This window comes from Mesorhizobium sp. LNHC209A00, assembly GCF_000502915.1.
In the GTDB taxonomy this organism is placed as follows: Bacteria; Pseudomonadota; Alphaproteobacteria; order Rhizobiales; family Rhizobiaceae; genus Mesorhizobium.
This window is the reverse complement of sequence record NZ_AYWT01000009.1, coordinates 32,844-44,555: the sequence shown is the minus strand read 5'-3', so window position 1 is coordinate 44,555 and position 11,712 is coordinate 32,844. Positions and strand designations below refer to the sequence as shown.

The following is an 11,712-nucleotide window of genomic DNA, read 5'->3' as shown; positions in this document are numbered from 1 at the left end:
GCGACATGCTGTAGGCCTGTGATCCCATAACGAAAAAGCGGCGCGGAAAATTCCGCGCCGCTCATTTCAGGTCCTTGGAGGAAAACCTCAGCCGCGCTTGGCGTCGATCGAATATGCGCCGGCACCCGAAGAGGCCAGCAGCAGGAAACCGCCGGTGATGGCGACATTCTTGAGGAACTGGATCATCTGCATCTGGTCGGCCCAGCCGGTGTGGGCGACCAGCCCGGTCGCGATCGTGAAGATCGCGAGCACCCAGGCGGCGACCCTGGTCTGGAAACCGACGAGGACGGCAAGGCCGCCAAGCAGCTCGATCAATCCGACGATGACGGCCGTCGCCGTTGGTACCGGCAGGCCGAGGCCGCCGAAATAGGCGGCGGTGCCGGAAATGGCTGTGAGCTTGCCGAATCCGGAAAGCAGAAAAATGACCGCGAGCAGGATACGGCCGATGAGGATGGTGACGGAGCTGTTGGATGCGGTGCCGCTGCCGGCGAAGGAGGTGTTTGTGGACATGGTGGCTCTCCGAAAGAGGTTGATGCCCCATCAGATAGACCATGCCGACTGTTCACCAAAGCCGCCTGTCCGGCGACACATTGTTCACAGGGCATACGTTTCTGTGAGCCGGTAAAAAACGGAAATTCGTGTCAATCGATGCGCTGGAGTGAGGACATTCTCCCGCCGAAAAATGCCTTCACCCCGGATGCGTCATGTCCTGCGGCCGCACCAGGCGGTCATAGTCGGCCTCGCTGACCAGTCCGGTTGCCAACGCTTCCTCGCGCAACGTCGTGCCTTTCTTGTGCGCGGTCTTGGCGATCTTGGCGGCGTTGTCGTAGCCGATGGTGGGCGCAAGCGCAGTCACCAGCATCAGCGAACGGTCGAGCGCCGCCTTGATGTTGTCCTCTCGCGCCTCGATGCCGACGACGCAATTGTCGGTGAAGGAGACCGAAGCGTCGGCGAGCAACTGCACCGACTGCAGGAAATTGTAGGCCATTAGCGGATTGTAGACGTTGAGCTCGAAATGGCCCTGGCTGCCGGCGAAGGTCAGCGCCGCATTGTTGCCGAACACCTGCACGCAGACCTGCGTCATCGCCTCGCACTGGGTAGGATTGACCTTGCCCGGCATGATCGAGGAGCCCGGTTCATTTTCCGGCAGCGACAATTCGCCGAGGCCCGAGCGCGGGCCGGAGCCGAGGAAACGGATGTCGTTGGCGATCTTGAACAGTGCCGCGGCCGCGGCGTTGATGGCACCGTGCGAGAACACCATGGAATCATGGGCGGCGAGCGCCTCGAACTTGTTCGGCGCGGTGACGAAGGCGACGCCGGTAATGGCGGCGATGCGATCGGCCACCCGCTCGGCGAAACCGACCGGCGCATTGAGGCCGGTGCCGACGGCGGTGCCGCCCTGCGCCAGTTCCTGCAAGCCGGGCAGCGTCTGCTCGATGCGCTTGATCGAGGAGGCGACCTGCGCCGCATAGCCGGAGAATTCCTGGCCCAGCGTCAGCGGCGTGGCATCCTGCGTGTGGGTGCGGCCGATCTTGATGATGTGGTTGAAATCCCGGCTCTTGGCGGCGAGCGCCTTGTGCAGGTGGTGCAGCGCGGGGATCAGGTCATGTATGATCCGTTCGGCGCAGGCGATGTGCATGGCCGTCGGATAGGTGTCGTTGGAGGACTGGCTCATATTGACATGGTCGTTGGGGTGGACCGGCTTTTTCGAGCCCATGACGCCGCCCAGCATCTCGATCGCGCGGTTCGAGATCACCTCGTTGGCGTTCATGTTGGACTGCGTGCCCGAGCCGGTCTGCCAAACCACCAGCGGAAAGTGGTCGTTGAGCTTGCCGTCGATGACCTCCTGCGCGGCCTCGATGATCGGTTTGCCGATAACCGGATCGAGCCGCTTGAGTTCCATGTTGGCTTCCGCCGCCGCCCGCTTGACGATGCCCAGCGCGCGCACGATCGAAGCCGGCTGCTTCTCCCAACCGATCTTGAAATTGCCGAGGGAACGCTGCGCCTGCGCGCCCCAATAACGGTCGGCGGCGACCTCGATGGGGCCGAACGTATCGGTTTCGGTTCTCGTCTTTTGCGTGCTCACGGCAAGGCTCCGGTCTGTCGATTTGGGCAACGGCGTATCGCGTTGCACAAATGGCTTCAAGCGGAGAATGCGAACGGTAAGGATGCAAATCGGTTGAAGCTATAGCCGGTCTCCCCTATCGCGGCGGAGATGACTCACCCCGCCGTATACCCCCCGTCAATCGAAAAGATGCCGCCGCTGGTCCAGGCGGCACCATCGCTGGCGAGATGGACCGCCATCCCGGCGAGGTCGTCAGGGCGGCCGATGCGGCCGAGGGGATAGCTGCGCTCGACATAGGCTTTCAGTTCCGCCTGTGCCTCGGCCGGCAGGTTGTCGACAGTCTTGCGCCGCATTGCCGTGTCCACCGTACCGGGTGCGATTGCGTTGACGCGGATGCCGCGCGGGCCGAGTTCGAAGGCCAGCGATTTGGTCAGCGAGTTCAACGCGCCTTTGGACAGGGAGTAGAGGCTTGATGGCCGCTTCGGGATCATCTTGTTGGCGAAATAGGAGGAGATGTTGATGACGGATGCACCTGCACCGAGATGCGGCAGCAGCCCCTGGGTGAGGAAGAAGGCCGCCGTCACATTGAGCGCGAAAGAGTGCTGGAACTGTGCCTCGCTGACACTCTCGAACGGCACGAGATAGGCGACACCGGCATTGTTGACGAGAACGTCGAGTGGCCGGCCGGATTCTTTCACCTGCTCGACGACCGCTGCGAGGCCGGGGCTGGTGGCGAGATCGGCCGACAATATCGCCACCATGCCATTCGAGCCGAGGGCCGTCAGCTTATGGCGAGCGGTGTCGAGTTTGCCCGCGTCGCGGCCGACGATCAGGACATCGGCGCCCTCGTGCAGGAATGCCTCGGCGATCGCCAGGCCGATGCCGTCCGATCCGCCGGTGACCACCGCCCGCTTGCCGCGAAGCCTCATCACGCACCTCACCATGCGTTTGCCCTCAAACAGAGGGATCGCACCGCAAGTCCGTGACGGGGTCAAGCCATCAGGCTATCCAAGGGTATGAACTTCGGCCGGCGTTCGGCGCAAGCGCCCGACCTGATCCCGTCTCGTCTGGGCGCAAAATTGCGGTCGCGATCCCATTGGGAGGACCCGGCCTTTGTCGCCTCGGCGATGACGGGACAATTGACCGGCCGCTGATCACCGCAACAGCGACCGGGCCGTGGGCGCCAGCCGCAATGTCTCGACCGGCTTTATGCTGATGGCCTGCATGTTTTGGCCAAGCGCCTGCCACACCGGCGAAGTGGCGAGGCGATGGCTGGCATGGGCATCGCCGTCGGGGAAGCCGATAACGGTCATGAAGACGTTTTCGCCGGCGCGCACGGGAAGTCGCGGGAAGGTGTTTGCGGCTGGCTCCGTCAGGAAGGCGCCCAGCAGACGCGCGGCGGTCTGGGCAAGCCGCGCAACCATCTCCGCCCGGAAGCGCCCGGCGAGGTCGGCGCCGATGCCCGACCGCAAATGATGAATCGAAATCTCAACCAGGCTGGGCAACCCGCTCCGTTCGCTTGTGCTTTTGGCCGTGTCGGCCGTTGGCCGGTGCAATCCTGACAGATCGAAACCGGCATCCGGCCACGCCGGCCGCAGCAGCAACACATCGTCGGAATCGATCATCGTCGCGTTTGCGGCGTCGCGGTGCGCCGCCCATACCGGGCCGTCATAGAACGCACTCAGAGCGTCCTTGCGCGCATCCATGCTCTCGAAACCGCGCATCCAGACGAACATATCGGGGCGGTCTAGATCGCGGAACTGGCCGATGATGGTCATCCCCGCGTCTTCCTGGCTTTCGATGAACTGCGTGTCGAAGATATCGATCAACGTTTCGCGCCGGCCCGGCTTCAACGTGTACTGCCGCAATTCGACTATCGGCGAGGTGAGTACCGCCGGCTTAGGCGTGGCATTCGGGATCGGGTTCATCCGCGGAGTCTCCAAAACAGGTTGATCATCCTGTTTATAAACAGACCGGTTGCCCTGTTTTGTCAACATGCTATCCTTCGACAATGTCAGCAGAGCTCAACATCCGGCCGCGGCGAGTCCGAGGTAAACGCATCAATGACCCCGAAGGCATGCGCCGCAAAGTGCTCGATGTCGCCGAGGCGGCGTTTCAGGCACGCGGCTACCATGCTTCCAGCCTCGGCGACCTGATGGCGGCGGCAGGCGTCAGCGGTGGCGCCTTGCATCATCATTTCCCGACCAAGAAGGCGCTGGCTCTGGCGGTCATCGACGAGCGCGTGGCGGCGGCGGTCGAGGAGACGTGGATCGCGCCGGTGCGGCAGGCGGTTTCGGCTCGCGAGGGCGTGCGTCAAGTGTTCGACGCCGTGGCGGCGGAACTGGAACGGCAAGGTTTCGTGCGCGGTTGCCCTCTCAACAATCTGGCGCATGAACTGTCGCTCGCCGATCCCGAATTTCGGAATGCTCTTGCCGGCGTCTTTTCGGCCTGGCGCCAGGCGATCGCCGACAAGATCAGGGCCGACCAGCGGGAGGGCAGGGAGCAAGGCACGGATCCCGAGCATTTTGCGGTGTTTGCGGTCGCCGCCTATTCCGGCGCCATGTCGATGGCCAAGACAGCGCAGGACGCCGGCCCCTTGCGCGATTGCGTTGCGGCGCTGGAGCGGAGCGCCTCGCTCGCCGCATCACCGCAGGGCGAGCCGGTGGCGAGGCGACGTCGCAGGGTGCTGCGCCGGCACGGCGCTACTTGAGGCAGGTGGATCGCTAGGGCCCGGCTATGTGGCCGATGTCTCGACCAACTGGACGGACAGACGCCGCTTGTGCTGAATTCCCCGATGATGAATCGACTTCCGTCCCTATTGTTTTCACGACGTGGTTTTCTGGTGTGCAGCGATGCGGACCGCCAGGCCTTGCTGCCCGCCCTGAAGGGCTAGAACGTCGTTGCCGTCTTTCCACGGTCACCAGCACGAGGTGCCGATGATCTATCAACGCGCCGGCCTCGATCTCTTCAAGCCGAAAGCCGCCTAGATGGGCGGCTTCGCCTTGGCACGTGTCACCAGCAACAGCCTGGATGTCGTGCTGGGCGAAGCCGGCGACGATCATGGCGACGTGATTTTCACCAACGCTTTCAGCAAATCGCTGAAGACGTGAAAAGGGCCGCTCGACGCGGCCCCTTTCCTCAGCGGTCAAGCGATTTCTTGACCTTGTCCTTCGCGTCGCCATAGGCCTTCTGCACCTTGCCGGTGGCCTTGTCTGCCATGCCTTCTGCCTGCGTCTGCCTATCGCCGGTCACTTTGCCGGCGGCTTGCTTGACCGAGCCTTTTACCTGCTTGGCCGCACCGGCGACCTGATCCTTGTTCACCATTTTCTCATCTCCCGGGTTTGGTTCGCCTTGGCAAACGAGCCGGCACGGTTTCGGTTCCAACAGCCGCCGCTTATGTCGGCGAAACAGGGTGTCTTTCGGGCGCCGCGCCGGCAGGCTAGGGTGCCGGCCAGCGCACTCCGCAAGGAGCAAACCGCCAAGGGGGACAAATGTCGGAATTCACGCTCTATATCGGCAACAAGTGCTTCTCGTCCTGGTCGCTCAGGCCCTGGGTGGCGATGCGGCACCTGGAGATACCGTTCGAAGAGGTCTTGGTGCGGCTGCGCACCCCCGAGACCGCCGCCAACCTGGCGAAAGTGTTGCCGACAGGTCAGGTCCCTGTCCTGGTTCACAAGTCCTCGAATCACACTGGCGGAATGGTCTGGGAAACCCTTGCCATCCTTGAATACCTCGCCGATCTCTTTCCGGAGAAAAAGCTCTGGCCGGCCGATATCGGCGCCCGGGCGCTGGCGCGTTCGGCGGCGACCGAGATGCATTCCGGTTTTCGCGAAGTCCGCTATGGCTGGCCGATGAACTTGCGCCGACCGAGGGCCCACAAGCCACTCGACGCCGAGGGCGAGGCGCAATGCGCCCGCATCGAAGCGCTGTGGCGCGAGTGCCGCGAGAAACACGGCAAGGGCGGCCCGTTTCTGTTCGGCCATTTCACCGCGGCCGATGCCATGTATGCGCCTGTCATTACCCGCTTCGACACCTATGGCGGGGATCTGGCGCCCGATACCAGGGCCTATGTCGACGCCATCCTCGCGCTGCCGGCGATGCGCCAGTGGTATGCGGAAGCGGCGAAGGAGCCGTGGCCGGAGCCGGGGCCGGACGAATAGGACCTCTCTGCGAAGCCGCCTTCCCCGTTTATCGGGACGGCCTATCTAGGAGCATTGGCGCGGCGCCTTTTGGAGATGTTGCAATGACCGTTTCTTCCATGCTTGCCGGCAAGGTTGCTCTCGTCACCGGCGCCTCCTCGGGCATTGGCGAGGCGACGGCTGCGGCATTGGCCGCTGCCGGGGCAAGGGTGGCGGTCGCCGCCCGTCGGGTCGAGAGGCTCGAAGCTCTGGCCGCCCGCATCGAAAAAATCGGCGGAACGGCTTTGCGCATCGAGGCCGACGTCACCAGCAGTGACGATGTCGCGGCCATGGTCGGGAGGGTCGTGGCCGAATGGGGTCAGCTAGACATCCTCGTCAACAATGCCGGCGTGATGCTGCTCTCGCCGGCAGCGGAGGCAACGCTCGACGACTGGCGCCATATGGTGGAACTCAACCTGCTGGCGCTGATGGGCGTCACCAAGGCGGCGCTGCCGCATCTCAAGGCTGCCAAGGGCCATATCGTCAATGTCTCGTCGGTCGCCGGCCGCGTCGCCAATCCCGGCGCCAGCGGTTACGCGGCGACGAAATTTGGTGTCGTCGGTTTTTCGGAATCACTGCGGCGCGAAGTTTATGCCGACAAGGTTCGCGTCACCGTGATCGAGCCCGGCCTCGTGCGCACGGAGCTTGGCGACCATATCACCAACGCTGCCTCGAAGGCGGGGCTGGACCAGCGCCTCGCCACGATGGAAGCGCTGACCGCCGAGGATGTCGCCGCCGCCATCCTCTATGCCGTCGGTCAGCCGGCGCGCGTCAACGTCAACGAGNGTCAACGAGATCGTCATCAGACCGACCGACCAGGAACGCTGAGCGACCGCCGGCAACGCTCAGGTGCGGACGCTTGTTCACCATGGATGTTGGCCAGATGACGCGCTTTCAGCCGTCGAATTCTCGGATCGATGGCGCAACATTTGACAGGCGTCTGAAACACGCGTAGAAGAAAGTTGTCGATATTTGTTTGACTGACTTTTGTTATCCGCGCTTCCGAGCGCGCCTTTGACGAACTTCCCACATCAAAAATCGAGACAAACGACGTTGTGCATCCGCATAACGGCGAACGAATATTTGCCATGGAAAGGGTTCGTCATGAGCACCGGCACAGTTAAGTGGTTCAACGCCACCAAGGGTTTTGGTTTTATTCAGCCTGACGACGGCTCCGCCGACGTTTTTGTTCACATCTCGGCCGTGGAACGCGCCGGTATGCGCGACATCGTCGAAGGCCAGAAGCTCGGCTACGAGATGGTCCGCGACAACAAGTCGGGCAAGATGTCCGCCGACCAGTTGAAGGCGGCCTGAAGAAAGAATTCAGCCGTCCCGGTGACCACGGATGTACTGGCACCGGTGAACGGCGAATTCGGGCGCATGGCCACGGGAACCTGAGTTTCCACGGCCTGTGCTGCCCATAAGGAGCTAGCCATGTGCGTCCAGTTGGATGCGCGGCGCTCCCAGGGAAGGTCAGGCGGTGCCTGGCCTTTTTCATTTTACGCTTGTTGCCGCCGAAAATGCGCTGCGCATTGGGCCGAACGTGCTAAGGGACGCTCCAGCATCTTGAATCCGCTGCCGCATCGCTTTGTGCATGGTCCGGACCGAAGACCCGGTCTCGTCCTATCGGCACCAGGCTCCTGACAGGAGAAAGATTTTGACCGCCCATTCGAAGACAGCCGTCGATCCGGCCGTGTCGCTGTTCAGCAAAACGCAAACCCAGTCGATGTCGCTTAACCGCATCATTTCCGAACGCGACGCCGTCAGCGAAGCGCGGGAAGCCAAGACCGCGCGCCTGCGCGAGTTGCGGCTGGAGAAGGAGGCCGACGCGATGGCGGCCGCCGCGGCACTCGCGGCGTTGCCGAAACGAGCCGGAAAACGCTGATGGCCACCAAGCGCGTACCGCAAACGCCAATCGCGGCCGATGTGACCATCGCCGATATGGTCGAGACCTTGGACAAGCCGGTCGAATATGTCCGGCGCGTGCTGGAAAAGCTCGAACGCTGCAAGCGCGCCCATGGCGATGCCCAGGTGCGCGTCGGCGTGCGCGGCCGGGCCGAGTGCCCGAACTACCTCATCGAGTATGTCCGCGAAGACGCCAAGACCCGTGAGCGGGTCACCTATCAGGATGCCGCCTATAGCGGCAGCACGCATCGTGAGCTGGCGGCGCACCACATCGCGGAAGCCAGGAATTGGTCGCCCGAGGAAATGAACATCACGGCGGTTTCGGCGTTGATCGGCCGCTTGCGCAATCCGCGCGCACCATCATCGCGTTTCGCCGACGAGGATTGAAATGGCCATAAAATTCTCCGCCAAGGACCAGCCGGCAGCACCGGCTCCCGCCGCAAAGCCGGCCAAGCCGGTTGTCGCGCCGAAGGCCGCCGAGGCCGACCAGGCAGCGACCGATCTTTTCAAGTCGCCAGCGGACGCACCGAAGGGCAAGACCGGCAAGAAGAAGTAGCGCCTTGCCGCGGGACACCGATCGCAATCTTGCGAAGCCGGGGCTGTTTGCCCAGCCAGCCACGACTAGCCTGCCGTCGGCTCAACCAGGCATCGCTCCCATGTTCGATTGCCAGAGCTGCGGCGCGTGCTGTTCCTATTCAGCCGACTGGCCGCGCTTTTCGACCGAGGACGATGCGCAGCTCGACCGTATTCCGGAGAAATACGTGGCGGCCGACCTGTCGGGCATGCGCTGTGACGGCGTGCGCTGTTCGGCCCTGTCTGGCGAAGTCGGCAAGTCGACCGCTTGCACGATCTATGACCTGCGCCCGGATGTCTGCCGCGCCTGCATGCCTGGCGACGACGAGTGCCTGATGGCGCGCCGGGCGCTCGGATTTTCCGCCTCTTAGCGGCGGCTTCCTGGCGGCGAATGCATGTCGCCCGAAGCGTCCTCGGTTCCGGGACAGCGACATGCAGAAAATCGGAAGCTTACAGCAGGTCGGCGAATCCTGTCGCCGCGACATGCTGTAATTACTGGTCGCTTGTGCACACCCCGCTTGCTGGCTAGGCTGCGTCAGGGTAGGGCGCCGGAGGAAATCATCGTGAGCATCGAATTTCTGTTGACGTCGCTGATCGTCGTGGCTTCGCCGGGAACCGGCGTACTCTATACGCTGAGCGCCGGGCTTTCGCGTGGTGCGCGCGCCTCGATCATTGCCGCCTTCGGCTGCACGCTCGGCATCATCCCGCATATGGCGGCCGCCATCACCGGCCTGGCGGCGCTGCTGCACACCAGTGCTGTCGCCTTCGAGACGCTGAAATATCTGGGCGTCGCCTATCTGCTCTACATGGCCTGGAACACGCTGAAGGAAAAAGGCGGCCTGAGCGTCGACGACAATGTCGCGCCGCGCTCGGCTGGCAAGGTGATCGCCACCGGCATCCTCGTCAACGTGCTCAATCCGAAACTGTCGATCTTCTTCTTCGCCTTCCTGCCGCAATTCGTCAGCACCACCGAACCCAACGCACTGTCGAAGATGCTGGAGCTCAGCTCGGTCTTCATGTTTTTGACCTTCGTGGTTTTTGTCGGCTACGGCATCTTCGCGGCGTCGATCCGCAGCCATGTCGTGTCGCGGCCAATGGTGCTGACCTGGATGCGCCGGACTTTTGCCGGCGCCTTCGTCATGCTCGGCGCCAAGCTGGCGCTGGCGGATAGGTGATCGAGGCGCTTGGTCTAGCCCTTGACATAACCCATCGCCTCGACGATCCGCCCGTCCGCGACGCGCATCAGGTTGACGCCGCGCAGCGAATTGCCGTCGGCCATCCAGTAGCGCCAGCGGATCGTGGCGCGGTCGCCGGCCACGAAAGTCTCTTCGAGGTCGAAGCGCGTACCGGGTGCGGTGGCGATCGCCGACCACAGCTCGACGCATGCTGCCTTGCCGGCGCGGCGCGCGCCGTCCGGTGCCGGCGTGGTGTTCTCGATCACGCAGTCCTGCGCCACCAGATCGTCGAGAGCCGAGGGATCGTGACGCTGGAACACATCGTTATAGCGCCGCATGATTTCAGCCGTTTCGCCCGAGCGGTTGGCCGTGGTGATGTCGATGATCAATTCCTGGGTCATGCGATTTCTCCTTCCGTTGACTTATAAGCTTCGCTTTCAGCGTGATCGTGGCGACGCCGGCCAGCGCCCGCGAGACGAGGCATCGCGCCTTGGCCGACTGCGCCAGCCGCTCGAAGTCGGCGGCGGCGAGCCCGGGGACGTTCGCCTCCGTCTCCAATTCAACGCAGGTAATGGTCGGCCCGGCCGCGGTGGCGCCCAGATGCACCTTGGCGATCGTGTGGATGTCGCTTGCGATGTGACCTTCGCTGCCGAGGATGGCGGTGAGCGCCATCGAGAAGCAGCCGGCATGGGCGGCCGCGATCAGTTCCTCCGGATTGGTGCCGGGCCCATTTTCGAAGCGGGACGGGAATGAGTAGGGACCCTCGAACGCGCCGCTGCCCAGCCGGAGCCGTCCGGAACCTTCCTTAAGCGGGCCGTGCCATCCGCCCGATGCTTCGCGAATTGTCATTGCTACGTCTCCTCTGCTTGATGAAATGAAGGCTCCGCGACCGCTTCGCGAGCCAGGACGCCGTCTTGCCCTTCCCGCCAAAACATCTATCTCTGCCCCAGTATGTAGACCGATTTACATATTATGTAGACCGATTGTCATATTGCGGGCAAGCCCTATAATGCGCACTCCTGACAGAGGTTGACATGGCGACGGACACACGCACGCGAATGATCGAGGCGACGGCACTGCTGTTGCGGCGGCGCGGCTATCACGGCACGTCGCTCAACGACATTTTGAGCGCCAGCGGCGCGCCGCGCGGCTCGCTTTACTTCCACTTTCCCGGTGGCAAGGATCAGCTGGTCGTCGAGGTGACGCGCGCCAGCGTCGCCGAGGTAACCGAGCGTCTGGGCGAGGCTTTGGCCGCCGAACGGGACCCTGCGGTCGCCGTCCACCACATCTATCAATCGGTGGGACGCATGCTGGAAGACAATGAGTTCTCACTCGGCTGCCCGGTCGCGCCGGTCGTGCTGGACTCGCCAGGCGATGTGCCCGACCTTGTCGAACTGTGCCGCTCTGCATTCGAACAGTGGATCGGCTTGCTGCGTGAGGCTTTCGTCAGGGCAGGAGTGCCCGAGCGTCGCGCGCAGGCACTGGCGCTGCTGGTCGAGTCTTCGCTGGAAGGCTTGATGGTGATTGCCCGCGCCACCCGCGACCGCTCGTCGCTCAACGCCGTTGCCGATGAGGTGGCCGTCCTTATCGAGCAGGCCGTGCTCGCCGGCAAGGCGCCCCAGCAAGCGGAGACTGCCGCTGTCTGACCGCTAGTCCCAACTAGCGCGGTGGAGCACCAGCCTCAAGACGCAAAGAAAAGGGCGACCACTCGGCCGCCCTTTCAATAATTGTCGAGGATGGACTTCTTAGAAGTCCATACCGCCACTCAAGCCCGCTTGCGGGCTTGAGCAACTTGGATTCATGGGCGTGCTTTATG

At 63.2% G+C, this 11,712-nt stretch carries 17 protein-coding genes and 1 pseudogene; 11 read left to right on the top strand and 7 right to left on the bottom strand.

Translation table 11 applies throughout. The features are described from left to right. Positions 1 to 87: 87 nt before the first annotated feature. The 4 genes from X739_RS145295 to X739_RS145310 form a co-directional block, all read right to left on the bottom strand. Positions 88 to 510: a DoxX family protein gene (locus X739_RS145295; protein WP_023795267.1), complete on the bottom strand. Its 423-nt coding sequence runs from the start codon at positions 508 to 510 to the stop codon at positions 88 to 90. A gap of 178 nt (positions 511 to 688) precedes the next feature. After that, positions 689 to 2,086, bottom strand: a complete 1,398-nt coding sequence (gene fumC / locus X739_RS145300; RefSeq protein WP_023773478.1) for a class II fumarate hydratase — start codon at positions 2,084 to 2,086, stop codon at positions 689 to 691. A 134-nt stretch (positions 2,087 to 2,220) separates the two neighbouring features. Then, entirely contained in the window at positions 2,221 to 2,994 is a 774-nt protein-coding gene (locus X739_RS145305) for an SDR family oxidoreductase (RefSeq protein ID WP_023795266.1), read from the bottom strand. A 225-nt stretch (positions 2,995 to 3,219) separates the two neighbouring features. Beyond that, a complete protein-coding gene (locus tag X739_RS145310) occupies positions 3,220 to 3,993 on the bottom strand; it encodes an NIPSNAP family protein (protein WP_023773480.1) in 774 nt (257 codons plus the stop codon). A gap of 149 nt (positions 3,994 to 4,142) precedes the next feature. Between X739_RS145310 and X739_RS145315 the strand changes: the two genes are divergently transcribed. Beyond that, on the top strand, positions 4,143 to 4,775 hold the full coding sequence (locus tag X739_RS145315) for a TetR/AcrR family transcriptional regulator (protein ID WP_051407659.1): 633 nt from the start codon (positions 4,143 to 4,145) through the stop codon (positions 4,773 to 4,775). A 138-nt stretch (positions 4,776 to 4,913) separates the two neighbouring features. Continuing rightward, a pseudogene (locus tag X739_RS1000000168285) lies at positions 4,914 to 5,175 on the top strand (metallophosphoesterase); the annotation flags it as partial. A 28-nt stretch (positions 5,176 to 5,203) separates the two neighbouring features. Here X739_RS1000000168285 and X739_RS145320 read toward each other — a convergent pair. Next, entirely contained in the window at positions 5,204 to 5,389 is a 186-nt protein-coding gene (locus X739_RS145320) for a CsbD family protein (RefSeq protein WP_015318399.1), read from the bottom strand. A gap of 167 nt (positions 5,390 to 5,556) precedes the next feature. Between X739_RS145320 and X739_RS145325 the strand changes: the two genes are divergently transcribed. The 8 genes from X739_RS145325 (at position 5,557) to X739_RS145350 (ending at position 9,896) form a co-directional block, all read left to right on the top strand. Then, on the top strand, positions 5,557 to 6,225 hold the full coding sequence (locus X739_RS145325; RefSeq protein ID WP_023795265.1) for a glutathione S-transferase family protein: 669 nt from the start codon (positions 5,557 to 5,559) through the stop codon (positions 6,223 to 6,225). 83 nt (positions 6,226 to 6,308) lie between these two features. Next, on the top strand, positions 6,309 to 7,130 hold the full coding sequence (locus tag X739_RS01000000166375) for an SDR family NAD(P)-dependent oxidoreductase (protein WP_198026152.1): 822 nt from the start codon (positions 6,309 to 6,311) through the stop codon (positions 7,128 to 7,130). 217 nt (positions 7,131 to 7,347) lie between these two features. Beyond that, positions 7,348 to 7,557 carry a cold-shock protein gene (locus X739_RS145330; RefSeq protein WP_010915421.1) on the top strand — a complete coding sequence of 70 codons (210 nt, stop codon included), beginning with the start codon at positions 7,348 to 7,350 and terminating at the stop codon, positions 7,555 to 7,557. Positions 7,558 to 7,900: 343 nt separating this feature from the next. After that, positions 7,901 to 8,128 (top strand): hypothetical protein, encoded by a 228-nt coding sequence (locus X739_RS145335; protein WP_023773486.1) that lies wholly within the window; start codon positions 7,901 to 7,903, stop codon positions 8,126 to 8,128. After that, positions 8,128 to 8,535 (top strand): hypothetical protein, encoded by a 408-nt coding sequence (locus X739_RS145340; protein WP_023773487.1) that lies wholly within the window; start codon positions 8,128 to 8,130, stop codon positions 8,533 to 8,535. The genes X739_RS145335 and X739_RS145340 overlap by 1 nt, the downstream gene beginning before the upstream one ends. Before the next feature lies 1 nt (position 8,536). Then, complete coding sequence (locus X739_RS1000000168280; protein ID WP_023773488.1) at positions 8,537 to 8,704, top strand: hypothetical protein; 168 nt, start codon at positions 8,537 to 8,539, stop codon at positions 8,702 to 8,704. A gap of 100 nt (positions 8,705 to 8,804) precedes the next feature. After that, complete coding sequence (locus X739_RS145345) at positions 8,805 to 9,092, top strand: YkgJ family cysteine cluster protein (protein ID WP_051410607.1); 288 nt, start codon at positions 8,805 to 8,807, stop codon at positions 9,090 to 9,092. A gap of 192 nt (positions 9,093 to 9,284) precedes the next feature. Then, the gene (locus X739_RS145350; protein WP_023795263.1) at positions 9,285 to 9,896 is read left to right on the top strand and encodes a LysE family translocator; all 612 of its coding nucleotides are present in this window, start codon (positions 9,285 to 9,287) and stop codon (positions 9,894 to 9,896) included. Positions 9,897 to 9,910: 14 nt separating this feature from the next. On the opposite strand, the gene X739_RS145355 is transcribed toward X739_RS145350, so the two are convergent. Together X739_RS145355 and X739_RS145360 are read right to left on the bottom strand one after the other, a co-directional pair. Then, complete coding sequence (locus X739_RS145355) at positions 9,911 to 10,297, bottom strand: nuclear transport factor 2 family protein (RefSeq protein WP_023782956.1); 387 nt, start codon at positions 10,295 to 10,297, stop codon at positions 9,911 to 9,913. Continuing rightward, positions 10,239 to 10,745, bottom strand: a complete 507-nt coding sequence (locus tag X739_RS145360) for an OsmC family protein (protein WP_023795262.1) — start codon at positions 10,743 to 10,745, stop codon at positions 10,239 to 10,241. Before X739_RS145360 ends, X739_RS145355 begins: the two co-directional genes overlap by 59 nt. Positions 10,746 to 10,930: 185 nt before the next feature. On the opposite strand from X739_RS145360, the gene X739_RS145365 reads away from it, so the two are divergent. Further along, positions 10,931 to 11,542: a TetR/AcrR family transcriptional regulator gene (locus X739_RS145365; protein WP_023782958.1), complete on the top strand. Its 612-nt coding sequence runs from the start codon at positions 10,931 to 10,933 to the stop codon at positions 11,540 to 11,542. The last annotated feature ends 170 nt before the right edge of the window (positions 11,543 to 11,712 follow it).

Excerpts from the sequence above, each read along its gene's own strand:
- X739_RS145330 (WP_010915421.1), top strand. The coding sequence starts at position 7,348 with ATGAGCACCGGCACAGTTAAGTGGTTCAACGCCACCAAGGGTTTTGGT.
- X739_RS1000000168280 (WP_023773488.1), top strand. The coding sequence starts at position 8,537 with ATGGCCATAAAATTCTCCGCCAAGGACCAGCCGGCAGCACCGGCTCCC.
- X739_RS145355 (WP_023782956.1), bottom strand. The coding sequence starts at position 10,297 with ATGACCCAGGAATTGATCATCGACATCACCACGGCCAACCGCTCGGGC.
- X739_RS145305 (WP_023795266.1), bottom strand. The coding sequence starts at position 2,994 with ATGAGGCTTCGCGGCAAGCGGGCGGTGGTCACCGGCGGATCGGACGGC.
- X739_RS145340 (WP_023773487.1), top strand. The coding sequence starts at position 8,128 with ATGGCCACCAAGCGCGTACCGCAAACGCCAATCGCGGCCGATGTGACC.
- X739_RS145295 (WP_023795267.1), bottom strand. The coding sequence starts at position 510 with ATGTCCACAAACACCTCCTTCGCCGGCAGCGGCACCGCATCCAACAGC.
- X739_RS145365 (WP_023782958.1), top strand. The coding sequence starts at position 10,931 with ATGGCGACGGACACACGCACGCGAATGATCGAGGCGACGGCACTGCTG.
- X739_RS145345 (WP_051410607.1), top strand. The coding sequence starts at position 8,805 with ATGTTCGATTGCCAGAGCTGCGGCGCGTGCTGTTCCTATTCAGCCGAC.
- X739_RS145325 (WP_023795265.1), top strand. The coding sequence starts at position 5,557 with ATGTCGGAATTCACGCTCTATATCGGCAACAAGTGCTTCTCGTCCTGG.
- X739_RS145320 (WP_015318399.1), bottom strand. The coding sequence starts at position 5,389 with ATGGTGAACAAGGATCAGGTCGCCGGTGCGGCCAAGCAGGTAAAAGGC.
- X739_RS145315 (WP_051407659.1), top strand. The coding sequence starts at position 4,143 with ATGCGCCGCAAAGTGCTCGATGTCGCCGAGGCGGCGTTTCAGGCACGC.
- X739_RS145360 (WP_023795262.1), bottom strand. The coding sequence starts at position 10,745 with ATGACAATTCGCGAAGCATCGGGCGGATGGCACGGCCCGCTTAAGGAA.
- X739_RS145310 (WP_023773480.1), bottom strand. The coding sequence starts at position 3,993 with ATGAACCCGATCCCGAATGCCACGCCTAAGCCGGCGGTACTCACCTCG.